26 protein-coding genes and 1 pseudogene are annotated in these 24561 nt (G+C 66.6%); 12 read left to right on the top strand and 15 right to left on the bottom strand.

Going from position 1 to position 24561, the window contains the following annotated elements; translation table 11 throughout:
* The first annotated feature begins 209 nt into the window (after positions 1-209).
* Positions 210-842: a uracil-DNA glycosylase family protein gene (locus tag ABIE00_RS20630; RefSeq protein ID WP_354262520.1), complete on the top strand. Its 633-nt coding sequence runs from the start codon at positions 210-212 to the stop codon at positions 840-842.
* Between the two features lie 100 nt (positions 843-942).
* Here the strand turns inward: ABIE00_RS20630 and ABIE00_RS20635 are convergent, their stop codons facing one another.
* Positions 943-1389 (bottom strand): DUF3151 domain-containing protein, encoded by a 447-nt coding sequence (locus ABIE00_RS20635; RefSeq protein ID WP_354262521.1) that lies wholly within the window; start codon positions 1387-1389, stop codon positions 943-945.
* A 2-nt stretch (positions 1390-1391) separates the two neighbouring features.
* A complete protein-coding gene (gene fbaA, locus ABIE00_RS20640) occupies positions 1392-2411 on the bottom strand; it encodes a class II fructose-bisphosphate aldolase (RefSeq protein WP_354262522.1) in 1020 nt (339 codons plus the stop codon).
* 279 nt (positions 2412-2690) lie between these two features.
* Between fbaA and ABIE00_RS20645 the strand changes: the two genes are divergently transcribed.
* Positions 2691-3545, top strand: a complete 855-nt coding sequence (locus ABIE00_RS20645; protein ID WP_354262523.1) for an IclR family transcriptional regulator — start codon at positions 2691-2693, stop codon at positions 3543-3545.
* Positions 3546-3655: 110 nt separating this feature from the next.
* Here ABIE00_RS20645 and ABIE00_RS20650 read toward each other — a convergent pair whose 3' ends face one another.
* Both ABIE00_RS20650 and ABIE00_RS20655 read right to left on the bottom strand, forming a co-directional pair.
* Positions 3656-5113: a purine-cytosine permease family protein gene (locus tag ABIE00_RS20650; protein WP_354262524.1), complete on the bottom strand. Its 1458-nt coding sequence runs from the start codon at positions 5111-5113 to the stop codon at positions 3656-3658.
* A 143-nt stretch (positions 5114-5256) separates the two neighbouring features.
* Entirely contained in the window at positions 5257-5928 is a 672-nt protein-coding gene (locus ABIE00_RS20655) for a TrmH family RNA methyltransferase (protein WP_331570798.1), read from the bottom strand.
* Between the two features lie 52 nt (positions 5929-5980).
* Between ABIE00_RS20655 and ABIE00_RS20660 the strand changes: the two genes are divergently transcribed.
* Positions 5981-6817: an HAD-IIA family hydrolase gene (locus ABIE00_RS20660; protein WP_331570796.1), complete on the top strand. Its 837-nt coding sequence runs from the start codon at positions 5981-5983 to the stop codon at positions 6815-6817.
* Positions 6818-6844: 27 nt separating this feature from the next.
* Here ABIE00_RS20660 and ABIE00_RS20665 read toward each other — a convergent pair whose 3' ends face one another.
* From ABIE00_RS20665 to ABIE00_RS20685, 5 genes are all read right to left on the bottom strand, one after another.
* A complete protein-coding gene (locus tag ABIE00_RS20665) occupies positions 6845-7894 on the bottom strand; it encodes a thioesterase domain-containing protein (RefSeq protein ID WP_354262525.1) in 1050 nt (349 codons plus the stop codon).
* Positions 7895-7976: 82 nt separating this feature from the next.
* Positions 7977-8540 (bottom strand): hypothetical protein, encoded by a 564-nt coding sequence (locus tag ABIE00_RS20670; RefSeq protein ID WP_354262526.1) that lies wholly within the window; start codon positions 8538-8540, stop codon positions 7977-7979.
* A gap of 91 nt (positions 8541-8631) precedes the next feature.
* The gene (locus ABIE00_RS20675; RefSeq protein WP_354262527.1) at positions 8632-9390 is read right to left on the bottom strand and encodes a GAF and ANTAR domain-containing protein; all 759 of its coding nucleotides are present in this window, start codon (positions 9388-9390) and stop codon (positions 8632-8634) included.
* Between the two features lie 79 nt (positions 9391-9469).
* Positions 9470-10051: an orotate phosphoribosyltransferase gene (gene pyrE, locus ABIE00_RS20680; RefSeq protein ID WP_354262528.1), complete on the bottom strand. Its 582-nt coding sequence runs from the start codon at positions 10049-10051 to the stop codon at positions 9470-9472.
* A gap of 10 nt (positions 10052-10061) precedes the next feature.
* Positions 10062-11324: an FAD-dependent oxidoreductase gene (locus tag ABIE00_RS20685; protein WP_354262529.1), complete on the bottom strand. Its 1263-nt coding sequence runs from the start codon at positions 11322-11324 to the stop codon at positions 10062-10064.
* 173 nt (positions 11325-11497) lie between these two features.
* On the opposite strand from ABIE00_RS20685, the gene nadE reads away from it, so the two are divergent.
* Positions 11498-12352, top strand: coding sequence for an NAD(+) synthase (nadE, locus tag ABIE00_RS20690; RefSeq protein ID WP_354262530.1), 855 nt, complete (start codon positions 11498-11500; stop codon positions 12350-12352).
* A gap of 42 nt (positions 12353-12394) precedes the next feature.
* Here nadE and ABIE00_RS20695 read toward each other — a convergent pair whose 3' ends face one another.
* The 3 genes from ABIE00_RS20695 to ABIE00_RS20705 all read right to left on the bottom strand — a co-directional run bounded on the left by ABIE00_RS20695 (position 12395) and on the right by ABIE00_RS20705 (position 15521).
* Entirely contained in the window at positions 12395-13309 is a 915-nt protein-coding gene (locus ABIE00_RS20695) for an NADP-dependent oxidoreductase (protein WP_354262532.1), read from the bottom strand.
* A 96-nt stretch (positions 13310-13405) separates the two neighbouring features.
* Positions 13406-14374: a cupredoxin domain-containing protein gene (locus ABIE00_RS20700; RefSeq protein WP_354262533.1), complete on the bottom strand. Its 969-nt coding sequence runs from the start codon at positions 14372-14374 to the stop codon at positions 13406-13408.
* A gap of 355 nt (positions 14375-14729) precedes the next feature.
* Entirely contained in the window at positions 14730-15521 is a 792-nt protein-coding gene (locus ABIE00_RS20705) for an IclR family transcriptional regulator (protein ID WP_354262534.1), read from the bottom strand.
* Positions 15522-15695: 174 nt separating this feature from the next.
* Here ABIE00_RS20705 and ABIE00_RS20710 point away from each other — a divergent pair, with 174 nt between their 5' ends.
* Both ABIE00_RS20710 and ABIE00_RS20715 read left to right on the top strand, forming a co-directional pair.
* Positions 15696-16412 carry a CoA transferase subunit A gene (locus ABIE00_RS20710; protein ID WP_354262535.1) on the top strand — a complete coding sequence of 239 codons (717 nt, stop codon included), beginning with the start codon at positions 15696-15698 and terminating at the stop codon, positions 16410-16412.
* Positions 16413-16475: 63 nt separating this feature from the next.
* Positions 16476-17156: a CoA transferase subunit B gene (locus ABIE00_RS20715; protein WP_354262536.1), complete on the top strand. Its 681-nt coding sequence runs from the start codon at positions 16476-16478 to the stop codon at positions 17154-17156.
* 5 nt (positions 17157-17161) lie between these two features.
* On the opposite strand, the gene ABIE00_RS20720 is transcribed toward ABIE00_RS20715, so the two are convergent.
* On the bottom strand, positions 17162-17935 hold the full coding sequence (locus ABIE00_RS20720; protein ID WP_354262537.1) for an ankyrin repeat domain-containing protein: 774 nt from the start codon (positions 17933-17935) through the stop codon (positions 17162-17164).
* 10 nt (positions 17936-17945) lie between these two features.
* Positions 17946-18551: a GlcG/HbpS family heme-binding protein gene (locus tag ABIE00_RS20725; RefSeq protein ID WP_354262538.1), complete on the bottom strand. Its 606-nt coding sequence runs from the start codon at positions 18549-18551 to the stop codon at positions 17946-17948.
* Between the two features lie 248 nt (positions 18552-18799).
* Here ABIE00_RS20725 and ABIE00_RS20730 point away from each other — a divergent pair.
* The 6 genes and pseudogenes from ABIE00_RS20730 to ABIE00_RS20755 all read left to right on the top strand — a co-directional run bounded on the left by ABIE00_RS20730 (position 18800) and on the right by ABIE00_RS20755 (position 23255).
* Positions 18800-20019: pseudogene (locus ABIE00_RS20730) on the top strand (sensor histidine kinase).
* Positions 20016-20642 (top strand): response regulator, encoded by a 627-nt coding sequence (locus tag ABIE00_RS20735; protein ID WP_354262539.1) that lies wholly within the window; start codon positions 20016-20018, stop codon positions 20640-20642. The pseudogene ABIE00_RS20730 and the gene ABIE00_RS20735 overlap by 4 nt, the downstream one beginning before the upstream one ends.
* Positions 20643-20746: 104 nt before the next feature.
* The gene (locus tag ABIE00_RS20740) at positions 20747-21802 is read left to right on the top strand and encodes a zinc-dependent alcohol dehydrogenase family protein (protein WP_354262540.1); all 1056 of its coding nucleotides are present in this window, start codon (positions 20747-20749) and stop codon (positions 21800-21802) included.
* 72 nt (positions 21803-21874) lie between these two features.
* Positions 21875-22195, top strand: coding sequence for a putative quinol monooxygenase (locus ABIE00_RS20745; RefSeq protein ID WP_354262541.1), 321 nt, complete (start codon positions 21875-21877; stop codon positions 22193-22195).
* 182 nt (positions 22196-22377) lie between these two features.
* Entirely contained in the window at positions 22378-22581 is a 204-nt protein-coding gene (locus ABIE00_RS20750) for a cold-shock protein (protein ID WP_003799085.1), read from the top strand.
* Positions 22582-22670: 89 nt separating this feature from the next.
* Positions 22671-23255 carry a DinB family protein gene (locus tag ABIE00_RS20755; RefSeq protein ID WP_354262542.1) on the top strand — a complete coding sequence of 195 codons (585 nt, stop codon included), beginning with the start codon at positions 22671-22673 and terminating at the stop codon, positions 23253-23255.
* 41 nt (positions 23256-23296) lie between these two features.
* Here the strand turns inward: ABIE00_RS20755 and ABIE00_RS20760 are convergent, their stop codons facing one another.
* The gene (locus ABIE00_RS20760) at positions 23297-24430 is read right to left on the bottom strand and encodes an acyl-CoA dehydrogenase family protein (RefSeq protein ID WP_354263460.1); all 1134 of its coding nucleotides are present in this window, start codon (positions 24428-24430) and stop codon (positions 23297-23299) included.
* Positions 24431-24561 lie beyond the last annotated feature (131 nt).

A 24561-nucleotide genomic window follows, 5' to 3' on the forward strand; every position in this document is an offset into this window, starting at 1 on the left:
TGCTGCCCTGCGGGCCCCCTTCTGCGCGACTCCGCCACGGAGGCACGCAGCGGAATGGGCATAGCGAGCCGGACCCCTTGCTAAACTGGGGAGGACCGGTCAGGTACCGGTCCACACCTCATTTCACTCCACGCCGCGTTCGGCCCGCCTGCGGCGTGCCGGCCTGCGGCGCGGCGGCGCGACCCACCCTGCAGGAGACACAGCACCATATGACCGCTCTGGCTACCGAATCCTTCCACGAACAGCTTCTGAGGCGCCGTTACGAGCCCAACGTTGCCGCTGTCAATGAGCTCTGCGACACGTTGCAGACCGCCAAGCCGGGCACCCAGGTGCCGTACGTCGACCCCGCGCACGACGTCGACGAATGCCGCATCATCAGCCTCTTCTCCAACATCGGCACGGCATCGCCTACCGGCTTCATCATGCCGGGCGATGACGATGCCGCCACCCGGATGCTGGGCCTCCAGTGGAAGCTGGGCCTGAGGCCGGAATACATCATGCCGTGGAATGTGCACCCGTGGCACACACCGGGCGAGCCGAACGGCAAGTTCACTCCCGACCAGATCCAGGCCGGCCTCAAGCCGCTGCTGAAGGTCCTGGCCCTGGTGCCCCGCGCTTCGGTCATCGTGGCCCACGGCACCGAGGCCAACCGCCTCGCCGGCCTGCTGCTGAAGACCGAAGTTCCCCTGCTGTGGCGCCGCGGACTGAAGACCTACAAGGTCCGTTCCCTGGGCGGCCGCTCCTTCGCCGGAACCCCCGAGCGGCAGAAGCAGTACCTGGACGAGATGCACGTCGCCTACGCCGACGCAATGGCCCGCACCGGCCTGCAGAAAGCCAGCTAGCATAAGGCCGGCGGGCGGCCACCTTCCTTGAGAAGGTGACCGCCCGCCGTCGTTAACGGGGCCTCCGCCGCGGAGGGTTCCCTGGCTGAGCGGAGCGAAGCTAGGGACGCGGTGGGGAGCTGTGCTGCTTGGCCTCGATAGCTGCTTTGGCTGCCGGGTCCGAGTCGTTGAGGAACTTCTCGATGCGCTCGGGCTCCTCTGCCTCATTGATGGCGGCCGAGGCCCGGCCCAGCGAGTAAAGCGCCCGCAGGAAGCCGCGGTTGGGCTCGTGCTCCCACGGAATGGGCCCCACGCCGCGCCAGCCGTTGCGGCGGAGCGAGTCCAGGCCGCGGTGGTAGCCGACCCGCGCGTAGGCGTAGGAATCGATGGTGCGGCCTTCCGCCCACGCCTCCTCGGCCAGGACGGCCCACAACAGCGACGATGTGGGGTGCTTTTCCACGAGGTCCAGCGCCTCAGCGCCGAGCGCGAGGTGCTGGTACACCTCGGTCTCGGCAGGCAGGAGCGTGGGCTCGGGGCCCAGCAGGTTCTTGCGGAACTCGTCGGACATGGCTAGAAGGTCTTGCCCGCGGAACCCAGCTGCTGGGTTGCCTCAACAACGCGGGCGGCGAGGCCGGCTTCGGCGGAGGCGCCCCAGACACGGGGGTCGTAGGTCTTCTTGTTGCCCACCTCGCCGTCGACCTTCAGCACACCGTCGTAGTTGCGGAACATGTGGTCCGCCACCGGGCGGGTGTACGCGTACTGCGTGTCCGTGTCGATGTTCATCTTGATCGTGCCGTAAGAGACCGCGTCCGCGATCTCCTGGTCCGAGGACCCCGAACCGCCATGGAAGACCAGGTCGAACGGGTTCTCCTTGCCGATCTTCGCACCGACCTGGGCCTGGATGTCCTTCAGGATCTCCGGGCGCAGCTTCACCCCGCCCGGCTTGTACACCCCGTGCACATTCCCGAACGTCAGCGCCGTGATGTACCGGCCGTTCTCCCCGGCGCCGAGCGCGTCGATGGTGGCCAGCGCGTCCTCGACAGTGGTGTAGAGCTTTTCGTTGATCTCGTGCTCGACGCCGTCCTCCTCGCCGCCAACCGTGCCGATCTCGACCTCAAGGATCATCTTCGCCGCAGCCGTGCGGGCCAGCAGTTCACGGGCGATCCGCAGGTTCTCCTGCAGCGTCTCCGCCGAACCGTCCCACATGTGGGAGTTGAAGAGCGGGTTCCGGCCGGCCTTGACCTCGGCCTCGGACGCGGCCAGCAAAGGCAGCACAAAACCGTCCAGCTTGTCCTTCGGGCAGTGGTCCGTGTGCAGGGCGATGTTCACGTTGTAGTTCTTCGCCACCTCACGGGCGAACGCGGCGAAACCCAGCGACCCGGCAACCATGTCCTTGGTCGAAGCACCCGACCAGTACGCAGCACCACCGGTGGAAACCTGCACAATGCCGTCAGACTCGGCCTCCGCGAAACCACGCAGCGCAGCGTTCAGCGTCTGGGAGGAGGTGACGTTGACGGCCGGGAACGCGTAGCCGCCCTTCTTGGCACGGTCGATCATGTCGGCATAAATATCGGGGGTTGCAATGGGCATGCTGACTCCTAAATCGAATTTCGTCTGCGGGTTTCGTTGACCCTGGAGTGAACCTCGTCGGCTAGGAACCATCCTAGCCATTTCTTCGCACAGGCCGTGGTTCGCGTCACCCGGCCCGGTAACACTTGCGGCCGGAGATCAGGAGTTCCCTTCAGCCACCCCCCTGCCGTGGAGCAGCCGCCTCGTTTGCTCGGGTCCATCGCTGCCGCAAATGCCGCGGTGGTGCGCGCCCTGGCCTCGTGTCCGGTATGCCGGACACCCCGGGCGTATTCTGGGAGTGTGAGTAGCTCATCGCTGCGCCCCAAAGCCCCGGCCGCTGTACAGGTTCTGGCCGTTCTTAGGTACGTCGCGGAACAGGCCGGCCCGGTGGCTGCCTCGGTTATCGCCCGTGACGTGGGAGTGCCGCGGTCAACGACGTACCAGTTGATCGCGGCCTTGGTTGATGACGGGTTTCTGGTCCACCTTCCGGAGGAACAAAAGTATGCGCTGGGTGTCACGGCGCACGAACTCGGAACCGGTTATTCACGGCAGGCCCCTCTTCAGCGCATCGCACGCCACCCGCTCGCGCGGCTGGTGGGGCGAACCCGTCGCACTGCCCACCTTGCGGTGATGCACGGCCGTGACGTCGTTTACGTCATCGAAGAACGCGCTCCGCGCCAGCGCCCTCTGGTGACAGACACCGGTGTCCGGCTTCCGGCACATCTGACGGCCAGTGGCAGGGCGATGATGGCGCAGATGGATCCTGCCCAGGTCGCCGCCTTGTTTCCGGGCCCGGAGGCCTTCACGGTTCGCAATGACAACGGGCCGCAGTCCTTACCGGCCCTGCAGGATTTGCTGTCGCGGGCGCGGTCCTTGGGCTACGCATGGGAACAGGATGAAATCACTGTTGGGTACTCTTCCGTTGCTGTTGCCGTCCTGGACCGGGCGCGCTATCCCGTGGCCAGCGTCACATTGACCGTCCCCAACCGGGCGTTTCCGCCTGGTGGCGCGCGGCGCGCCAAGGATGCCGAAACGCCGGAGGAACGGGCAATGCGGATTGAAGACGTGGCCGGTGAGTGGATTCCGGAGGTGAACCGTTGTGCCCGCGAGATATCGCGCAGGCTGGGTATCCGTGGCCGGCTGCCCACAAACTGAGGAGTGTCCCGGCCACGTGTGTGGCCGGGACACTCCTCAGGCATCAATACCGGCTGTCGGCTGCAGGCGCATCAGGGCCTGCAGGGCTGCCTGGACGGCTGGGCTGGCGGTTAGGGATTCGCCACTGGCTCCAGCGCTTCCTGACCCGTTTCAGCCGGGTAGATCATGTGGGATGGCGCGTTGGAGTTCCTCTTGGCCAGCGGGTAGTACACCAGGGCTGTGACCACCAGTCCCACGAGCCAGGAGATGTCGGCACCCCCCAGGAGCTTCGTCATGGGTCCGGTGTAGAGGGCCTGGGCCAGGAACGGAATCTGTACGATTATGCCCACTGCGTAGGTGATCAGGGCGGTCTTGTTCCAGCGCCCGTAGCGGCCGTTCAGGTCGTACAGGGCCGGGATATCCACCTTTTCTTTGGAGATCAGGTAGTAGTCGACCAGGTTGATGGAGCTCCACGGGATGAAAACCATGAGCAGCAGCAGCACGAAATTCTTAAAGTTGGCGATGAAGTCCGGCGATGCCAGGACGGCGATAAGCACGGACAGCCCGATGAAGCCGACGACGTATGCGAACCGCGTCCACGTGGCCACACCCGATTTGCGGGTGAACGCGGTCACCGAGGTCAGCATGGTCATGTAACCGCCGTACGCGTTCAGGGTGTTGACCGTAAGTTTCCCGATCACGATGACCAGGTAGATGACCACAGCGATGAGGCCCCCGCCACTCATGTGTCCGAGGAAGGCGACCTGGCCGTCCAGGAACCTCTCCCCCTTGGGCAAAGCAAGGGCGGCGAAGAGAGCTCCGAGGGTCATGGACCATTGGGAACCGAGCACGGTGCCGAAGTAGGACGCCTGGAACGTCTTGCGGGCCGGGGTGCTGGAGGGGAGGTAGCGGGAGTAATCGGCCACATAGGGCCCATAGGTCAGTTGCCATCCGGCGCCGAGGGAGATGGCGAGCAAGAAAGTGGGAAATTCGAAGTTCCCGGCCCCCAGGAGGGCTCCCACGTCCTGGCTCATGAGGAGCCTGATGCCGAGGTAGGTGAAACCGAGCACCCCGACGATCGTGGCGATGCGGCCCATCATGTGAATGTACTTGTAGCCCAGCGTCGCAACGAGGATGGTCAGCGCCCCGAAGAGGACCATTCCCACGGCCGGCGTGCCGGTGTGCAGGATCTGGTCCACGGCCCGACCGGCCAGGACGGTGCCTGTGGCGGCGAACCCAAGGTACATGACGACCACCAGCACCAGCGGGATAACGGCGCCCAGAATACCGAACTGTGCGCGGCTGGAAATCATCTGCGGAAGCCCAAGCTTGGGGCCTTGGGCCGCATGCAGCGCCATGACGGCCCCGCCCAGAAGGTTGCCAACCAGCAAGCCAAGGATCGCCCACAGGGCATCAGCGCCGAACAACACTGCGAGGGCGCCATCGACGATGGCGGTGATCTGCATGTTCGCTCCGAACCACAGGGTGAACTGTTGTGTCGGAGAACCGTGACGTTCGTTTTCCGGGACGAAGTCGATGGAGCGGCGCTCAACGCGCGGCCCTGATCCCGTTTTTGTTGTGGCCTGCATGCTGTTCCTCACTTTGACGACCGAATCGAGGTCCCCCAACCTTTTGAATCAATCTGAGCACGCGCTGTGAGCGGCATCACCGGAAAGCCGCGACGTTTCGTCCGGGGTTTCGGACAATGGGAGTAAAACTGTGATTCAGCTGATCAGACGTGCTGGCCGAACACGTGCCGGCGCACCCAGGCGTGCATGGCGATGGCCGCGGCCGAGCCTGCGTTGATGGAGCGGGTGGACCCGAACTGCTCGATGGACAGGGTGGCCTCCGCTGCCTCATGGACCTCTGGAGTCAGCCCCGGGCCCTCTTGGCCGAACACCAGCACGCACTTCTGCGGCAGCTCGTAGGTCTCCAGCGGCACGGAGTCGGGGAAGATGTCGATTCCGATGATGGCCAGCCCCTCCCCCTGCGCCCAGGCCACGAAGTCCTCCACGGTGGGGTGGTGGCGGACGTGCTGGTAGCGGTCGGTGACCATCGCCCCGCGGCGGTTCCACCGCCGTCGTCCGATGATGTGGACCTCCTTGGCGAGGAACGCGTTGGCAGTACGCACCACGGTGCCAATATTGAGGTCGTGCTGCCAGTTTTCGATGGCGATGTGGAAGTCGTGCCGCTTGGAATCCAGGTCGGCGACGATCGCCTCGTGCTTCCAGTACCGGTACTTGTCCACGACGTTGCGCCGGTCGCCGTCGGCCAGGAGGTCATGATCCCAGTGGTCACCTTCAGGCCATTCGCCCTGCCAGGGCCCGACGCCGACCTCCGGCTTTGGCTCCGGCGTCTCGTTTTGGTCTGGTTGGGGTTCGGGTGTCCCGGGCGTTTGCGTCACCCCTCAACACTAGACTGGGCTCCGAACGCAAACATCTTGGTGAAGGAATGACATGGCAGAAGCGGACAAGGTAAAGACATCGGCGGCCGTGTACCGCAGCGGCCAGGAGATCGAATGCTGGCTCACCGACATGGACGGGGTCCTGGTGCATGAGAACCAGGCTGTACCCGGGGCCCCGGAACTGATCCAGCGCTGGGTGGACACCTCAAAGCGCTTCCTGGTCCTGACCAACAACTCGATCTTCACGCCGCGCGACCTCGCCGCGCGGCTGCGGGCCTCCGGCCTGGAAATCCCGGAGGAGAACATCTGGACGTCGGCCCTGGCCACCGCCCAGTTCCTGAAGGACCAGGTTTCCGCGGGAGGGCCTGACAGCGGAAACCGCGCGTACACCATCGGCGAGGCGGGGCTGACGACGGCGCTCCACGAGGCCGGCTTCATCCTCACCGACCAGAACCCCGACTTCGTGGTGCTCGGCGAAACCCGCACGTACTCGTTCGAGGCGATCACCACGGCCATCCGGCTGATCCTGGCCGGGGCGCGCTTCATCGCCACCAACCCGGACGCCACCGGCCCCTCCAAGGAGGGTCCGCTCCCGGCCACGGGCGCCATCGCCGCACTGATCACCAAGGCCACGGGACGGGAACCATACATTGTGGGCAAGCCGAACCCCATGATGTTCCGTTCGGCCATGAACCAGATCGACGCGCACTCGGAGACCACCGCGATGATCGGCGACCGCATGGACACCGACATTATCGCGGGCATGGAAGCCGGGCTGCACACCGTCCTGGTGCTCAGCGGCATCACGCAGCGCGACGAAATCGCCGCTTACCCGTTCCGCCCCAACCAGGTGCTGGACTCCGTGGCGGACCTCAAGAACCAGATCTGACCAGGCCACGCCGCCGGCCGGCTGCGTCTAGAACGGGGTCATCTTCCCGCCGCCTCCGGGCAGCGGGAAGATCTCGTTCTCCAGGTCTTCCAGAATGGGCCGGTACACGAACGGATTCCACCCCGGGCTGGCGTGTGCCGGCAGCGCCCCGGTGGTCTGCCGGTCGGACGAGACCATGTTGGCGGCGAACGTGTGTGCCCACGAATCACGGGCTGTCTGGTAGTTGACGGTCTGGTCCCGCGGGTTTCCGATGTAGGCCATGCGGGTATCCCCGATCTGGCCCGCGAAGCGCGTTGCATCGAAGTGGTAGATGTAGGCGGATTCCGTCTGGATCAGCACGCTCGAGGGGGCGATCGGGGACAGCTGCTCCAGTGTCTGGTCCAGGATCTGGCCCCAGGTGCGCTCATTCTTGTGGGCCACGCGCTCCCCCAGTTCGTAGCCACCGCGCAGCACTGACGGGATCCGGAACCCGCTTTCGTAGAGGAACACCACGCCGTCGAACCAGCTCTGGTCCAGGACATCGAACTTGCTGTAGGGGCTGCAGTCGAGCACGATCAGCTCCACCTTTACGCCGTGCAGCTCCAGCAGTCGGGCGGCCACCTGCGTGGCCACCATGCCGCCGAAGCTGTGGCCGTAGAAGTAGAGCGTGGTGAGGTTGTGCGCCCGGACATGCTCGATCACGGCGATGACCAGCTGGTCGATGTCCAGGCCCAGGTTCGAATAACCCGCCGCCGCGAGCTGGCCGCGCAGCCGCAGGCTTCCCCGAAGCGAGTTGAGGATCCACTGGGCCTCTTCCCAGCTGGTCTTGTAACCGGGAAACAGGATCCAGCTGGCGTGCGGGAAGTAACTCTGCGCGAAGTCATCCTCGACCACCAGGATCTTGTTGACCTGCCGTTCCTCCTGCACTTGCTTCGTGAAAAGCATGTCAGCGGCGAGGACAGTGGAGGCGCCAGCGCCGGTGAGGAAGGTCCGGCGCGAGAAGCGCTTCAGCTCGGCGGCGCGCCGAAGAAGCCGGGCAGCGTCCGCGCCCGGCGCCTTCTGCCGGCCTGTCTGGCCGGCGGCCCCGTCATATGGCACTGAACTACACTAGGCACATTTCAAACGCCAGGCACAGTTCCGGTTCCATGCGCCGTTCGAACCGCGTGGGGTTCGAACGGGGTCAGCTGGGTTCGGCGAGCTTCCCGGCGGACTCGGTCAATTCCCGGCGGGCTATTTCCTCACAGATCGCCTCGTACCGGGCCAGGAGCTCATGTCCGGAACGCCCGGCCGGATCGTCCAGCAGCCCGAAGACCGAGTCGCTCGCCGCCATGAGTTCGTGAGAGGAATAGTTGGATAGGGGGCGGGCGCCGCCGGCCGTCTGCCCCTCAGTCAGCCCTGCCGGATCGGTCAGCGCCGTGAAGTCCGCGCGGGCTTCGCTCACGGTGTTGTCGCGGTTGGCCAAGACCTCAAGCAGAACTCCCGGCGCCGGTCTGGAGGAGATCTGCCATGTACCGGCGTCGAGGGCATTGAGGTCGAAACGAAGGCCCGCGAGCGCGGATGACTCCACAAAGTCGGCGCGGGAAAGATCCACAGTGATGGGCGACGTGATACCCATCCGACGTACGCGCCGGATTTCGAGTATTAAGTCAGGGCGGGACGCCTGGGTAAGGCTCCCCCGGACGTCAATCCGGGCGCTGCCGGCGGCGTCGTCGATCTTAATGTGGGGATTAAGCTGGTTGTCCATAGGTACTCCAAAAGGGGTGTCTATGGCCGACGGCTCAACCTCGGACAGCCTATCCCGGCTAGTCCCGCCGCACAACCAGCCGGCAACCAGGCTACCCCGCCTGGACCTTCCCGGGCTCTTGGAAGTGGGTGCTGGCCTCCCCGCCTCCCACCGAATTCACCAGCGACGCAGCGATGTCGCGAAGCTTCACGTTGCTGTGGCTCGAGGCATCGGTGAGGATGCGCACGGCTGTCGCCTGGCTGCACCGGTTCTGCGCCATAACGATGCCGACGGCGATGTCGATGACCGTCCGTGATTCCAACGTGGCGCGGAGGTTCGTGGCGCTGTCAGTGTGCAGCGAAAACCTGACCGCCAGGCGCAGGGCCTGGGAGATCTCCCGGGTGTATCCGCGGGCGCGGGCCGCGGAAACCTCGTTGAACTTGTGGGGCACGTCGGAGTAGAGGTTGAGAGCGGCCTTCGCGTCCCCCTGCAGATTGAAGGGCAGCGACAGCACCGAACGCAGCCCGTGGGAGGCCACCGCGTTAGCGTAGTCAGGGCCCCAGCGGTCTTCTTCGAAGAGATCCGGAACGTGGACTTCCCGTTCCTCCTCCGCGGCGGTCAGGCACGGCCCCTGGGACAGCGAGTACTGGATTTCGTCCACTTCGCGGGCGGAGTCGCTGCTCCAGCCGATCGTCGCCGCCTTACGGTCCCTCAGCAACGTAATTCCGCAGAGGGCGTCGTCCCCGTCGCCCGCCACCTGGTGCGCCGAGTACCGCGCCAGTTCGTTGAGGAAGTCCTCAAAGTCGGCACTCTCCAGAATGAGGTTCTGGATTTGCTCAACACTGCTCAGGGCTTGATCCGACGGGCGCATGACGGGGTACTCCAAGTGAGAGGATTCGGGGTACGGAAATACTAAGCCACGCGGGGTGTGCCGTCCACTGGAGGGCCGGTCAGCTCAGGCCAAGCTCGTCCTTGCTGAAGGCGTACAGGTACGGCACCCCGGCTTCGGCTTCGATCTTTTCCTTGGCGCCCGTGTCGCGGTCGACGATGACGGCAACAGCGACGACGTTGCCGCCGGCGTTGCGGACACCCTCGACGGCGGTCAGGGCCGAGCCGCCCGTGGTGGAGGTGTCCTCGAGCACCAGGACCTTGCGGCCCTCAACCGAGGGGCCTTCCACCTGGCGGCCCATGCCGTAGGACTTCTGTGCCTTGCGGACCACGAAGGCGTCGATGGCCCGGCCGGCATCCGCAGCAGCGTGCATGACGGCGGTGCCAACCGGGTCTGCCCCCATCGTGAGGCCGCCGGCGCACTCAAAGTCGATGCCGGCGTCGTCAATCAGGGACAGCATGACCTGGCCGACGAGCTTGGAGGCCTCGTGGTGCAGGGTGATGCGTCGCAGGTCGATGTAGTAGTCGGCCTCGGCACCGCTGGACAGAATGACCTTGCCGCGGACTACCGCGAGTTCCTTGATCAGTTCCAGAAGTCGGGCACGGGCAGCGGTGGTGGAAAGCGAGTCCGGGGTGGCAGTCATGGGCTCCAGTTTAGTCGGTGCCGGATGCCTTGCCGGGCCGCGCGTCCACCCGCCGGGCAAAGGCGGGCGCATGCTCGGGCAGGGGTCCGTGAGCGATCATCCGGGGCAGCACTCCCATCAGGACGGGAATGTGCTGGGCGAGATACATCACCGCCGCCGGGGGACCCGACCTCTTGCCGGTAAAGAGCGGGACAAAAACGCCCCGGTGCATGAGTCGCTGGATGGACTGGATAATCACGGTCGGCACTTGCCGCCGCCGCTGCACGGCCGCGAGATCCTTCTCGGTGACCTTGCCGCGCAGCAGCGCGGGGGCGAGTCGCGCGGCCGCAGCCACGGCGTCCTGGATGGCCAGGTTAATGCCCACTCCGCCGGCCGGGGACATCGCATGCGCGGCATCGCCGATGCACAGCAGCCCGTCGATGTACCAGCGCTGCAGGCGGTCCAGCCGGACATCCAGCCAGTGGAGGTCGTCCAGGGACCGAATGGACTCGACGCGGTCCGCGAGGTCCGGGCGCAATGCCGCGATCCGCTCCCGGAACCGTTCCACTCCCTCCCTTTTGATGCGGTCTCCGGACCCTTTCGGGGCGAAGTAGCCCATCTGATAGTAGGTGTCCCGGAACAGGGCGATGACGGCGTCGCGGTCCCCGAAGGCCGGAACAATCCCGGCGACCTCCCCCTGCTCGGACTCGGCCCGCGGCAGCTTGAACCACCAGGTGTCGAACGGCACCGGGTATTCCTTCGATTTCAGGCCGGCAGCCTGGCGCAGCACCGAGTGCCGGCCGTCCGTTGCCACCACCAGGTCTGCGCGGAGCGCGCCTTCCGTGCCGTCCTTGGTGAGATACCGGATCCCGGTGACCCGGCCGCCGTCGGACATCAGGGACGTTGCCCTGTGCTCCATCAGGAGCGTGAACGTGGGCTCCTGCTCGGCGGCCCGGGCGAGGAAGTTCAGGAAGTCCCACTGGGGCATCATGGCGACGTAGTTGTACGGCGGCCGGAGCGCGGCGAAATTCCCCAGCGTGACCAGGCCCCCGCCGGGCGTCGGGAAGGCGACGTTCTGCAGCCGGCTTTGCGGCAGCCCGCGGAACTCGCCTCCGAGCCCGAGTTCGTCGATGAGCCGGATGGTGGAGGCATGGACGGTGTCCCCGCGGAAGTCCCGAAGGAAGTCGCCGTGTTTTTCGAGGACCGTGACCTCCACGCCGGCCCGCGCCAGCAACAGCCCCAGCATCATGCCGGCTGGCCCGCCGCCCACCACCACGCAGCCTGTACTCTCCATGAGCCATACGGTACGCCTCCCTGCGCGGGGCGGCACAGAGCGCGAACGGACACTTCAGCCCCGGACCCTCGAGCGCGAACCCGGCACCGGCCGGGTCGGTAGCGGCACGGGACCCGCCTGACTCCGGCGGAAACAGTTGAGCCTCGCGGATGGCGCTGACTAGGCTGAGTTCCATGCGCACACTCCAAGCCAAGATCATCGAAGAAATGGGCGTCCAGCCCCGGATCGATCCCGCAGAGGAGGTGCGCAAACGCGTCACTTTCCTGAAGGAATACCTCAAAGCCACCGGCACCAGGGGCTTCGTCCTGGGCATCTCCGGCGGACTGGACTCGTCCCTCGCCGGGCGCCTCGCGCAGCTGGCGGTCGAGGAACTGCAGGCCGAGGGCACGGACGCGCAGTTCGTGGCGGTCCGCCTCCCCTACGGCGTCCAGCACGACGAGGCGGACGCCCAGGCTGCCCTGGACTTCATCAAGGCCTCCAAGGAATGGACGTTCAACATTTCCGCCGCCGTGGACGGTTTCGAGGACGAATTTGAAAAGACGGTCGGCAACGGGATCTCCGACTTCCACAAGGGCAACACCAAGGCCCGTACGCGCATGATCGCCCAGTACGCCCTCGCCGGGGAGCACAACTACCTTGTCGTCGGCACCGACCACGGGGCGGAATCCGTCACCGGGTTCTTCACCAAGTATGGCGACGGCGGAGCCGACATCCTCCCGCTGTTCGGCCTGAACAAGCGGCAGAACCGGGCCCTCCTGGAGCACCTCGGCGCGCCGGAGCGGGTCTGGAAGAAGGTGCCCACCGCCGACCTCCTGGACGACCGGCCAGGCCGCACCGACGAGGACGAACTGGGCCTGAGCTACGACCAGATCGACGACTACCTCGAGGGCCGCGACGTCGGTGACAGCGCCGCTGAACTGATCGAGCAGAAGTATCTCCGGACCCGGCACAAGCGCACGGTTCCGGTCAGCATCTTCGACACCTGGTGGAAGCACGAGGGTCCGGAAGAGGCCAGGGCAGGACTCTAGGGGCGGGTTCCCGGACGCGGGCCGCCCATCCGGAGGCTATTCCTAGGGCAGCAGCACAATCTTCCCCCGGCCGTGGCCGCCACGGCTGATTTCCAGCGCGTCGGCGGCCTCGATCAGGGGCATCCGGTGCGAGACCGTGAAGGTGATTTGACCCTCGGCGGCGAGCGTCCCCACTTCCGCCACCCGGCCGTCGAGCTGCTTTACGGCCGCCAGCCCGGCCGCCGATGCCTGCTCGCCCGGAACGGTGGTCACCGCCCGACCGGCGCCCCGGAGCAGCTCGGCAGTTGCTGCGAGCGAATCCTCGCTCCCCACGGTGTCCAGGACTGCCGTCACCCTGCCTGCGTCCCCGGCCAGCGCCCGGACCCTGTCCGCAAGCCCGGGACCGTACGTTACGGGTTCCGCGCCCAGCTCGCTGAGGTACTCCTGGTTGGCCTCCGACGCCGTGCCGATCACCCGTGCACCGAAGGCCAGCGCAATCTGGACACCGGCCGAGCCAACCCCACCGGCGGCGCCGTGAACCAGCACCGTGTCTTCTGGCGCCACGGCGAGCTGCTTCAGGGCCGAGTACGCCGTGCCGCCCGCCACCGGGATGCACGCCGCCTGCTCGAAGTCCACGCCCGCCGGCAAGGGAGTCAGCTGGTCCGCCGGCACCACGGCTTCCGTCCGGTAACCGCCCAGCAGCCCGTTCCAGATGACCTCGTCACCCACCGCAAACCCTTCGAAAGCAGGCCCGACGGCGATCACCACGCCGGCCGCCTCGCTGCCGGGCACCGCCGGAAAGTCCAAGGGGACCCACCTTTTGAGGTAGCCGGCCACGAGCTTCCAGTCCACGGGATTCACGCTGACCGCCCGGAACTCCACCTGCACCAGGCCGTCACCCGGTTCGGCCAGCTTCTCCGTACCCACCTTCAGGACCTGCGGATCGCCGTATTCCTCAAAGTAGACCCGTGTGCTCATGGCTCTGGCTCCTTCGGTGCCGTCCTGCGCTGTAGTGAAAGCGTAGGCAGTGCAGTTCGGGCACCACAAGGAGCCAGATGGCATCACCGGATCTGGTCAGGGCCGGACTTCCACCTCCCCCGTCATGCCCATGTAGTCGTGGAGCGCGCAGATGTAATCGAATTCGCCGACCTTTTTGAACGTGACGGTGAATTTGGCGCCGGGTTCCATCAGGCCGGAGCTCAGGTTCCCGCCCCTAAAGTCTTTGGGATTTCCCACGGGCGCGAAGATGTTTGCCGGTTCATGGCCGAACGTCACCGTGTGCGGCGCGCCCATTCCGGTGTTCAGGAACGAGACCGTGTCACCGACGTGGACAACAATCTCGTGATGGACAAACCGCATCAGCATGGCCACTTCGTTGTCTGTTCCGGCGATTACTTTGTGGCTGCCGGCCTGCTTGTGGGCCGCCGCCCATTGCTCTTCGCCATCGCGTGCAATCTTCCGTTCCTGCTTCCGGGTCTGGCGGTCATACTGGGACTGGCTGTAGGGATAGTCCGTTCCCGCCGCCCGGACATGGACGGTACCCTTCATCCCCTTGCCGTGAACGATGCAGTAGTACGTGAAGTTGCCGGTGTGTGTGAATTTCAGTGTGTAGCCCTCCACCGCTTTGAATCCGGTGTTGGAGACGTTGGCCATAATTCCGGAGTTATAGTACGAGTGCCCGTCGTAGGCGGTACCGCCCTGCCGGCTCAGTTGCTTCGGATCAAACGGATTAAATGGCATGAGGGACTGTCCGTGCGCCAGGAAGGTCACGGTGTGGATTTCAGCGGAGTTGGCCTCCCACGTGACCGTGTCCCCGGAATTGACATAGATGTTCGCCGGGAGGAAAGACATGCCCTGGATTGCCTGATCATGTGCCTCCGAGCCGACCTGGACGGTCCAGCTCTCAGGGGACGGTTTCTCATCGTCGGCCGTGGCGAAGCTGCTAAGGGACAGCGGCAGGATCAGTGCCGCCATGGACGCAAGGACGCCGCGCACCAGGCGCGTCATAGGGTGGGTAGTTAATCGAGGAGTCATGCGACTCATGCCTTCTACTCTGTGCGGGGTGGCCGCGGGGCGGCCGGGACGATACGACGTCGGAAATCGGCGTCGAAGCGATGCCAGCGCGGCGGGGGTCCATGGGGACCCTTCTGCTGTCCGCTGTCCCCCAGTTCAGGGAAGGGAGAAGGCGTCGGAACCGGGACCCGCCACCGAACGGTGGCGATGGAATCGGTCTTTTGGTTGTCGGGGACGAAAGAATACGTGGCGGTTCTGTGAGCCGGCAGACCTATGATTCGTGGCCGATGCAATCGGGCCGCGGCCCGATTGACGCTGCAACTACAGTTCTCATAGTGCTCCGCGATTTTAGAATTGTCGAGATATCCGCTGACCTGCCGCGTCTTCAGCGCGCGGAGGGCCTGCGCCCCGCGCCGAGCCGGACGGTGAGCCGGTGGGCTTCCTCGAGCAGAAGCCGCCCCAGCAGTTCGCGCCGGTCCTCACGGAAGCGCGGTTCGATGCCGGTCAGGGACAGTGCCCATGACGGCCGGCCTGCCTGGTCGAAGACGGCCGCGCCCATCCCCCAGCTGCCTTCCAGCACCAGTCCCGGGTTCACGGAGTAGCCGCGCCGGCGGGTCTGGTGCAGGTTGTTCCGGACAACGTCCTCCGGGTGCCCGCCGGCGTATTTGCCGGCGTGGGCGGCCCAGTCGCCCAGGATTTGCTCCTGTTCCGCTTCCGGCAGGAACGCCATGATCGCCGTTCCGGCCGAGGCCACGCCCAGCGGAAACCGCACACCTTCGTGAAGTACGAAGGAGCGGACGGGGAAGCTCCCCTCCTCGCGCAGCAGGCACACGGTTTCGGAGCCCCGCCGGATCGAGAAGAAGGCGCTCTCACCGGTCTCCTCGGCCAGCCGGCGCAGGCTGGGCCTCGCCAGGTCCTCCAGTGGAAAGCGCGCGGCAGCCACCGATCCCATCAGCAGGGCCTCGGGGCCGAGCACCCAGTTCCCGCTCAGGGGGTCGTGGTCGAGCAGCCCCTCGGCCGCAAGCGACGTCAGGAGGCGGTGCACGGTAGGACGGGTCAGCCCCGAGTCCCGCACCAGCTCCACGAGCGGGCTTCCCTCCGGCTTTCTTGCCACGATCCGCAGAAGCCCTGCGATGCGGCTGACCACCTGCGCGCCCTGGACGGGTGCCTGGTTCACGATCCCTCCCTAACGATCCATATTGTGGACACCGCACAGTTTACCGTCCACAGTGTAAGAGCGCCATTGTCAAGGAAGGCACAACCTTGACACCGTCCCAACGGCCCGCCTACGCTCCACAGTCAGAACCATTGTCCATAAAGTGGACTGCACCAAGCTCAATGAGGAGATGCGATGTCCAAGCTGAAACCTGGCGCCACCGAAGCCCTCTACGACGTCCTCCGGGACGGGATCACGATTGCCGTCGGCGGATTCGGGCTCAGCGGCATCCCAGCCGACCTGATCCAGACCGTGCGCGATTCCGGCGTGAAGGACCTGACCGTGGTGTCCAACAACATGGGCGTGGACGGCAAGGGCCTGGGCATCCTGATCGAGGCCGGTCAGGTCTGCAAGGTCATCGCCTCCTACGTCGGCGAGAACAGGCTCTTCGCCGAGCAGTACCTGGCCGGTGTCCTGGAGGTGGAGTTCACCCCGCAGGGCACCTTGGCGGAGCGGTTGCGCGCCGGCGGCGCCGGCATCCCCGCGTTCTACACCAAAACCGGGGTGGGCACCCTGGTCGCCGAAGGCAAACCGCACGAGGTGTTCGACGGCGAAAGGTACCTCCGGGAGCTCGCCATCCGCGCCGATGTGGCACTGGTCCATGCCCACACCGCCGACACTGACGGCAATCTGATCTACCGCTACACGGCCCGGAACTTCAATCCGGTGGTGGCCACCGCGGGGGCCGTTACCGTGGCCGAGGCGGAGGTCGTCGTCGAACCCGGCGCCTTGGACCCGAACCACATCGTCACCCCCGGCGTCTACGTCCAGCACCTGGTCCAGGCCGGCAACAGGATCAAGGACATCGAACAGCGCACCGTCCGCCCCGTCGTCGAGCGGATCAGCGCCTAAAGCGCGAACGAACACTTAAGCCCCCCTTTTTGACCCGGCTTTTCAAACCCCTAGGAGACTCCCGTGGCCTGGACCCGGAATGAAATGGCCGCGATCGCGGCCGAGGAACTGAACGACGGCGACTACGTCAACCTGGGCATCGGCATCCCCACGCTGGTGGCCAACAACCTGCCCGACGGCGTCCGCGTCGTCCTGCAGAGCGAAAACGGGCTGCTCGGCATGGGCCCGTTCCCCTACGAGGGCGAGGAGGACGCCGACCTCATCAACGCCGGCAAGCAGACCGTCACCGTCCTGCCCGGCGGCAGTATCTTCGACTCCGCCACCTCCTTCGGCATGATCCGCGGCGGGCACGTCAAAGTCGCCATCCTGGGCGCCATGCAGGTCTCCGGCCACGGCGACCTCGCCAACTGGACCATCCCCGGCAAGATGGTCAAAGGCATGGGCGGCGCCATGGATCTCGTCGCCGGCACCCCGCGCGTCGTGGTCCTCACCGAACACAACGCCAAGGACGGCTCAGCCAAGATTGTCCGCGACTGCACCCTGCCCCTGACCGGCGTGAGCGTCGTGGACCGGATCATCAGCGACCTCGCCGTCTTCGACCTCCACAAGAAGGACGACGGCGGCCGGCAGCTCACGCTCACCCGGCTCGCGCCGGGAATTACCGCCGAGGAGATCCGGGAGAAGACGGAAGCGGCGTTTGCGGTTGCCGCGGACCTCGCAGAACCGGCCGGGCTCCGCAGCTAGGGCTCTCAGCCGTGCGCCCGGATGAGCCGGGCGATCTCGGCAAAGCCCAGCCGCTCGGCGTTCTCCAAAGCCGTCCTGCCCTGCGGGTCGCGGATGTTGGGGTTCGCCCCGGCATCGAGCAGCTGCCGGACCACGTCCTGCTGCCGCGGACCCCCGTTGTTCAGGAGGATGGCTTCCTGCATCGCCGTCCAGCCGAGCTTGTTCACGTGGTTGACGGGGACTCCGGCGGCGATGAGGATGCGCACCGTCTCCACATGCCCGTGCTCGCTGGCCGGGATCAGGGCAGTGCCGCCGAAACGGTTGGTGCTGCGAACGTCCGCCCCGTTGGCAAGGGTCAGCCGCAGGATGTCGTCGAAGCCCTCGGCACCGGCATAGAGGAACGCAGAATCCTGGATCGAGTCCTTGGCGTTCACGTTCCCGCCCTCCCGGATCAGCCGCGCCACAAGCGCCGCGTCGTTGGCCTTCGCGGCCAGGACAAGCCCGTGGTCAAGCTTCGCCTGCTGAGCCGGGGACAGGGAGGGACGTGGAGCGGGAGCGGACGACGGCGGCCGCCTCGTGCCGCTCGCTCCGGAGACGCTCGCGCCGGAGCCGGCCGTCGCTGTCGGGCTTTCCGGCGTTGCAACGGCCGATGGGGAACCGGAAGCGCACCCCGCCAGCAGGGACGCCACCAGTACCGCCCCACCAGCGAGCGGAAGTGCGGCGGCCCGCCTGCCGCCGTCGTACCCGTCCCTGGCCTTACGCCGTTTCCTGCGCATGCCGTCGTACCCGTCCCCAGCCACAGCCCGCAGCCTACTTGGCGGCAATTGCGGCGGCGCCGGCCTCGGCGCACGCTTCGTCGAGCTTGCCGTCGGGGGCGCCGCCGACGCCGATGCCCGCCACGGAGACGCCGTTCACCTTCAGCGGGACGCCGCCCGGGAGGAAGAGCGTGCCGGGAAGGTCGGCGATGCTCGGCCCGTTGCCGGAAATGCGCTTGGCGAGTTCGCTCGTGGGGCTCCCGAACGCTGCCGCGGTGTACGCCTTCTGCTTGGCCGACTCGATGGTGTGCTCCGCGGCGTTGTCGCCGCGCAGGAGGGCCTGGACGGTGCCGAAGCGGTCCACCAGGGCCACCGTCACGAAGGGCAGCTTGTCGGCCTGGCACCTGGCGAGCGCGGCGCCCACCGCCTTCGCCGAGGCGCCAACAGTGATCCGGTTCTGGGCGACGACGTTGTCCGCACCCGGCTGGACATCAGCAGCAGGCACGGCTGCCGGCGCTGCAGCAGGCTGTATTGCGGCCGCCGCGGGCTGAACCGAAGCCGGGGAAGACCCTGCCCCGGCGTTGGCGACGGCGGTGGCACCGGCGGTGATCACGAGCGCTCCGGCTGCCGCGGCGGCAAAAATCTTCTGGGACTTCTTCACGGTGGTTCTCCTTGGGTGGGCGGCGAGCGCCGGCTGGGTCTGTCCGGACAGGCATCCGGTGATGTGCGGCGCAGCCAAGCGGCTGCATTTCCATGGTGGACCTGCACCGGCCGGGGCCGCATCAGGCCATCAGTTGGAGCCGGATGGTCCTTCTGGCTGGCCGCATCAGCCAAATGGCTGAGAGACCAGCAACGGCGCGGGCAATAGCATGGGTCCGTAGCACGTCACCCACCGGAACCGGACCCGCCATGCCTCCCCCAGCCCCCACCGCCGCACCGGAACATCCTCCTGCACGCACCGGCCCTGCCCACGGCACCCGGCTGGGACGGATCGACGCCGCGGTCCACCTGGGCTTCGCCGTGCTCATCGTCGCCTCGGTGGTTCGGTACGCGATGCGGCACAGCGCCCAGGACAACCTGCTGGTCCTCGCACTGGCGGCCGCCGCGTGCGCCCTGTATGCGGTCATCGCCGTGCTCGCCCAGCGCCGGCGTCCCTGGGCACTGTGGATGTTCGTCCTCGTGGCCGTCTGGGCCGTGCTGGTGGTTTCCGCGCCCAGCTTCGCCTGGTGCTCGTTTGCGCTCTTCTTCCTGTGCCGCATCGCCTTTACCGGCGCCGTCGCCTACGCGGCGGCGGGCGCGACGGCGGCAGCCACCGCCGCGGGGCTGTTCCGGCTCAGCGACGGCACCGACCTGGCCATGCTCCTGGGCCCGCTCGCCGTGGGCGTCCTGCTGACCCTGATCTACGACCGCATTGAGCACGACGCCGCCGAGCAGCGGCGCCTGCATTCCGAGGTATCTCTCGCCCAGGGGCAACTGGCCGCCAGCGAGCGCCGCGCCGGCACCATCGCCGAGCGCGAACGCGTCTCCCGGGGGGGGAAATCCATGACACCGTGACCCAGGGCCTCGCCAGCAGCCTGCTCCTCCTCGAGGCCGCAAACCGGGCGTGGCCGGGGCCTGCCTCCCGCCAGGATCTCCGGCAGGCCAGTGAGCTGCTGCGCCGGAACCTCTCCGATACGCGCAGCCTCGTCCACGAACTTGCCTCCCCCGGCCTCGACGCCTCGCCGCTGCCGGACGCCCTGCTGCAGGCCGCCTCGCAGTACGTGCCCGGCGCCAGGCTGCTGGTCACCGGCGAACCGCGGACAGTGCCCGCTGACATCCGCCATGCACTCCTCCGGGTGGTGCAGAGCGCCGCCGCGAACATCAAGCTGCATGCCTCCGCGGACACCACCAGCATCACCCTCGGCTTCCTGCCCGACGCGGTCACGCTGGACATCTACGACGACGGCGCGGGCTTTGATCCGGCGGCGGTAGCACCGCCGTCGGACGCAGGAGGGTACGGACTTCGGGCGATGCGGCAGCGGGTGGAGCAGCTGGGCGGCGCCTTCTCGGTGGAAAGCGCCCCGGGTCAGGGAACTGTCGTGGCGGCGCAGCTGCCGGCAAAGCAGCTGCAGGTAAAGGGGGAAGAATGAGCGTCATCAGCGTGCTCCTCGTGGACGACCACCTCGTGGTCCGCAGCGGACTGAAGGCCCTGCTGGGAACGCAGCCGGACATCGACGTGGTTGCCGAGGCGTCCTCCGGCGAGGAAGCCCTGGCCGCCGTGGAAGCGCACACGCCCGACGTCGTGGTGATGGACCTTGCCATGGGCCCGGGAATGGACGGGATCGAGGCCATCAGGAAGCTGCGTGAACGCAACAGCAGGCAGGCCGTGCTGGTCTTCACCACCTACGATTCGGACGCCGACATCGTCCGGGCGGTGGACGCCGGGGCGATGGGTTACCTCCTGAAGGACGCCGCGCCGGAGGAGATCTTCGCCGCCGTCCGCGGCGCCGTCCAGGGCAAGAGCGTCATGAGCCCGCCGGTAGCCTCCCGCCTGTTCCAGCAGCTGCGCAATCCTGACGAGGTCCTGACCCCGCGGGAGGCGGAGCTGCTGAGCCTCCTCACCGAGGGGCTCAGCAATCGGGAGCTGGGGCAGCGGCTGTTCATCTCCGAGGCCACCGTCAAGAGCCACCTCGCCCACATCTACGCCAAGCTGGGCGTGGAGACCCGGGCCGCGGCCATCGCCACCGCCATCCGCCGCGAGGGGATGCGCTAGCAGCTGCCGGGCAGCGGGTTGGCTGACTGCCCTCAAGGCGGCGCCGCCCGGCAGCGGGGCTAGACTCGATCCCGTCCAGCCCAGCCCTTTCGAGAGGAGCAGCCATGCGCGCCACCATCATTCACGGACCCGGAGACATCAGGGTGGAGGACCGCGACTACCCGGCCATCCAGCTCCCCACGGACGCCGTGGTCCGCGTGACGGCCGCCTGCGTCTGCGGCTCGGACCTGTGGCCGTACCGCGGCGTGAAGCCGGTCCGCCACGCCGCCGCCATCGGCCACGAATTCGTGGGTGTCGTGGAAAGCACAGGCGCCGACGTGGCCACGCTCCAGGCGGGTGACTTTGTGATCGCCCCCTTCGTGGTCAGCTGCGGACAGTGCCCGCAGTGCCTGAACGGCGTCACGGTCGCCTGTGACCACCTCGCCGGCTGGGGCGGTAAGGACGACGCCGGGTTCGCTGTGGACGGCGGCCAGGGCGAGGCCGTGCGCGTCCCGCTCGCCGAATCGACGCTCGTCAAGGTGCCGGACGTCGGCGAGCCGGATACAGCGCTGCGCAACAGCCTGCTGACCCTCTCGGATGTCATGGCCACCGGCCACCATGCCGCCGTCAGCGCCCAGGTGGGCCCCGGCCGGACCGTTGTGGTGGTGGGCGACGGCGCAGTGGGGCTCTGCGGCGTCCTGGCGGCAAAGCGGCTCGGCGCCGACCGGATCATCGCGATGTCCCGGCATGCCGACCGGCAGGCCATCGCCCGCGAGTTCGGTGCCACCGACATTGTGCAGGAGCGCGGGGACGACGGCGTCGCCAAGGTCCGTGAACTTCTCGGCGGAGTGCTGGCCGACTCCGTGCTCGAATGCGTAGGCACCAAGGAGTCCATGGAACAGGCCCTGCATTCCGTCCGGCCAGGCGGCGCCCTCGGCTTCGTCGGGGTTCCCACAGGCGGCGCGGAGATTCCGCTGCGCTACCTGTTCGACAGGAACATCACCGTATCCGGCGGAATGGCCCCTGCCCGGACCTACATTCCCGGGCTGCTCAAGGACGTGATGTCCGGCGCCATCAATCCCGGGCGGGTATTCGACGTCGAGATGCCCCTCGAGGACGCACCCGAAGCCTATCGGGCGATGGACGAGCGCCGGGCCATCAAAGTGCTCCTGACGCCATAGGACAGTTGCGCGGGCACGGCACCGGGTCTACCGTGATCCGCATCAGTCACCACCGCCGTCGAGGGAGCCGTCATGGCCGGGTTTGTGCAGATCATTGAATTCCAGACCTCACGCATTGAGGAGGTCGAAGCGCTGGGCCGCCCGTCAAGAACCGAGGGCACCACCGCGCCGACGTTTCGCCGCATCACCGCCACTGCGGACCGGGACCGTCCCGGGACATACTTCACCATCGTGGAGTTCGATTCCTACGAATCGGCGATGGAGAACTCCAACCGGCCAGAAACATCCGACTTCGCCGCGAAGATGGCGGCCCTGTGCGACGGTCCCCCGGTTTTCCGCAATCTCGACGTGATGTGGGAGGACACCGGACAGGAGCCGGAGACCACCACTTAGGCAGGAAACGGCCTCTCCAACCGGGGTTTTGGGACAACATCTCCCGTTACAGGTGGGACTCCTGATGACAGCAGCTATTGCACGCCCGGCGGATGGCCCATAGGTTGGAGACAGCGGACAACAGTTTCCGTCTCTGCCTGCTGTCGGAGCAGGACCAGAAAAGGGTTACAAAGGAAGTAGCAATGGCAACAGGCACAGTTAAATGGTTCAACGCCGAAAAGGGCTTCGGCTTCATCGCTCCGGATGACGGATCGGCAGATGTATTCGCCCACTACTCGGCAATTGCCTCCAGCGGCTACCGCTCCCTGGATGAAAACCAGAAGGTCGAATTCGAAGTGACCCAGGGCCCCAAGGGTCCGCAGGCAGAGAACATCCGCCCACTGTAACGGCTTACCAAAGACTCCCCTGTCCGTGCCCGGCACGCACAGGGGAGTTTTTGCTGCCCGCAGTCTCGGCCGCCCGGTAGAGTGCCGCCATGGATGAAAAAGCGACCCTGCACCATTACCTGAGGACACGGCGCGCCCAGCTGCTCGCCAAGCTCGACGGCCTGGGCGAACACGACGTCCGCCGGCCGATGACGCCAACCGGCACCAATCTCCTGGGCCTGGTCAAGCATGTGGCCAGCGTGGAACTGGGCTACTTCGGCGAGGTGTTCGGGCGGCCCAGTGACCTGGTGCTGCCCTGGTTCGCTGACGGGGCCGAGCCGGACGCGGACATGTGGGCCACCGCGGAGCAGACGCGCGCCGAGATCGTTGAGCTGCACCGCCTCTCAGCGGCGCACACCGATGCCACCATCGAGGCGCTGCCCCTGGACGCTCCAGGAGTGGTGCCCTGGTGGCGGGAAGAACGCAGGCACGTAACCCTGCACCAGATGCTGGTACACATGTGTGCCGAGACAGCACAGCACCTGGGACACGCAGACATCATCCGCGAGCTTATTGACGGCTCGGCCGGGCAGGGGCCCAACGACCCCAACCTTCCGCAGCGGGGTTCGGCGGAGCAGGCCGCCTACATCGAGCAGTTGGAGGCCGCCGCACGTAAAGCGGCGCTGGCCGGGTGACGGGGCTGGCTGGGTGACGCCCTGACCGGCCGGGGGACGCCCTACACGAAGGCCGATTTCCCCGTCACCGCGCGGGCCACGATCAGTGAGTTGATCTCGTAGCTGCCTTCGTAGGTGTAAAGGATTTCGGCGTCACCGAAGAGTTTTCCCATTTCGAAGTCGCTGCTGATCCCGTTGCCGCCCAGCAGCGACCGGCCCATGGCCACGGAGGCGCGGGCCAGCCGGGTGGTGGTGGCCTTGGCCATGGCCGCCTGGGCCATTTCCAGCCTGCCCTCCGCCTGGATCCGGGCCAGCTGCGCCATCAGGGCCAGTGAGGCCGAGGCGTTGCCGAGGATTTCGGCGAGCTGCTGCTGGATGAGCTGGAAGCGTGCCAGCTCCTTGCCGAACTGACGGCGCTGCAGCGAATAGGAGCGGGCAACGTCAAAGGCTGCGAGCTGAATCCCGGCAGCCTGCCAGCCCACCCACGCCCGGGAATCCCTCAGCAGCTCGTTGGCCTTGGTGAAATCCGTGGCGCCGGGGAGCATGTTGGTTTCCGGAATACGGACGCCGTCCAGCCGAATGTCGGCGTTCTGCATGATCCGGAGCCCGATCTTGTTGCTGATCTTGGTGGCCGTGTAGCCGGGGCGGTCCGTCTCGACAATGAAGCCCTTGATCTGCTGGTCGGCCGTATCCCTGGCCCACACGAGCGCGAAGTCGGCGATCGTGCCGGCGCCGATCCACCGCTTGGCGCCGTCGATGACCCATTCGCCGTCCTCAAGCCGGGCTGTGGTGGCCAGCCCGCCTGCGATGTCCGAGCCGTGCTCCGGCTCGGTCAGCGCGAAGGCCCCCAGCTGCGTGAAAGCGGTGAGTCCCGGCAGCCACCGCTGCTTCTGTTCCTCCGACCCCAGCGCATCGATCATGCCGACGATCAGTTCGTTGTGGATGCCCACCAGCGCCGACAGCGACACGTCGGCCCGGGCCACCTCCACGTACATGAGGCCCTTGAAGAGTGTGGATGTGCCGTCCGTCTGCAGCCCGCCAAGCCCGTGCTTGCCGAGCTCCGCCAGCAGCCCGAACGGGAACTCTTCCCGGTTCCAGTATTCGATGGACTGGGCCCGAACCCTGGACTGCAGGAAGTCCCGGATCTCGAGATAGCGCGTCCGCTCACCCGGCGGCAGCAGGTCCGCAACATACATGAGGTCAGCATCGGCAAACGGCGGCGCCGCAGTCCCCAATCCCGCCTGCGCGCCCTCCGGCGCTGCAACCTCTGTGGCCTGTCCGCTGTCACGTCCTTGTGGCTGCACGGGCACTGATCCCTTCGCTCTTC

The organism is Arthrobacter sp. OAP107 (genome assembly GCF_040546765.1).
GTDB lineage: Bacteria > Actinomycetota > Actinomycetes > Actinomycetales > Micrococcaceae > Arthrobacter.

Excerpts from the sequence above, each read along its gene's own strand:
- ABIE00_RS20630 (WP_354262520.1), top strand. The coding sequence starts at position 210 with ATGACCGCTCTGGCTACCGAATCCTTCCACGAACAGCTTCTGAGGCGC.
- ABIE00_RS20635 (WP_354262521.1), bottom strand. The coding sequence starts at position 1,389 with ATGTCCGACGAGTTCCGCAAGAACCTGCTGGGCCCCGAGCCCACGCTC.
- fbaA (WP_354262522.1), bottom strand. The coding sequence starts at position 2,411 with ATGCCCATTGCAACCCCCGATATTTATGCCGACATGATCGACCGTGCC.
- ABIE00_RS20650 (WP_354262524.1), bottom strand. The coding sequence starts at position 5,113 with ATGCAGGCCACAACAAAAACGGGATCAGGGCCGCGCGTTGAGCGCCGC.
- ABIE00_RS20660 (WP_331570796.1), top strand. The coding sequence starts at position 5,981 with ATGGCAGAAGCGGACAAGGTAAAGACATCGGCGGCCGTGTACCGCAGC.
- ABIE00_RS20670 (WP_354262526.1), bottom strand. The coding sequence starts at position 8,540 with ATGGACAACCAGCTTAATCCCCACATTAAGATCGACGACGCCGCCGGC.
- ABIE00_RS20675 (WP_354262527.1), bottom strand. The coding sequence starts at position 9,390 with ATGCGCCCGTCGGATCAAGCCCTGAGCAGTGTTGAGCAAATCCAGAAC.
- pyrE (WP_354262528.1), bottom strand. The coding sequence starts at position 10,051 with ATGACTGCCACCCCGGACTCGCTTTCCACCACCGCTGCCCGTGCCCGA.
- ABIE00_RS20685 (WP_354262529.1), bottom strand. The coding sequence starts at position 11,324 with ATGGAGAGTACAGGCTGCGTGGTGGTGGGCGGCGGGCCAGCCGGCATG.
- nadE (WP_354262530.1), top strand. The coding sequence starts at position 11,498 with ATGCGCACACTCCAAGCCAAGATCATCGAAGAAATGGGCGTCCAGCCC.
- ABIE00_RS20695 (WP_354262532.1), bottom strand. The coding sequence starts at position 13,309 with ATGAGCACACGGGTCTACTTTGAGGAATACGGCGATCCGCAGGTCCTG.
- ABIE00_RS20700 (WP_354262533.1), bottom strand. The coding sequence starts at position 14,374 with ATGAGTCGCATGACTCCTCGATTAACTACCCACCCTATGACGCGCCTG.
- ABIE00_RS20710 (WP_354262535.1), top strand. The coding sequence starts at position 15,696 with ATGTCCAAGCTGAAACCTGGCGCCACCGAAGCCCTCTACGACGTCCTC.
- ABIE00_RS20735 (WP_354262539.1), top strand. The coding sequence starts at position 20,016 with ATGAGCGTCATCAGCGTGCTCCTCGTGGACGACCACCTCGTGGTCCGC.
- ABIE00_RS20740 (WP_354262540.1), top strand. The coding sequence starts at position 20,747 with ATGCGCGCCACCATCATTCACGGACCCGGAGACATCAGGGTGGAGGAC.
- ABIE00_RS20745 (WP_354262541.1), top strand. The coding sequence starts at position 21,875 with ATGGCCGGGTTTGTGCAGATCATTGAATTCCAGACCTCACGCATTGAG.
- ABIE00_RS20750 (WP_003799085.1), top strand. The coding sequence starts at position 22,378 with ATGGCAACAGGCACAGTTAAATGGTTCAACGCCGAAAAGGGCTTCGGC.
- ABIE00_RS20755 (WP_354262542.1), top strand. The coding sequence starts at position 22,671 with ATGGATGAAAAAGCGACCCTGCACCATTACCTGAGGACACGGCGCGCC.
- ABIE00_RS20760 (WP_354263460.1), bottom strand. The coding sequence starts at position 24,430 with ATGTATGTTGCGGACCTGCTGCCGCCGGGTGAGCGGACGCGCTATCTC.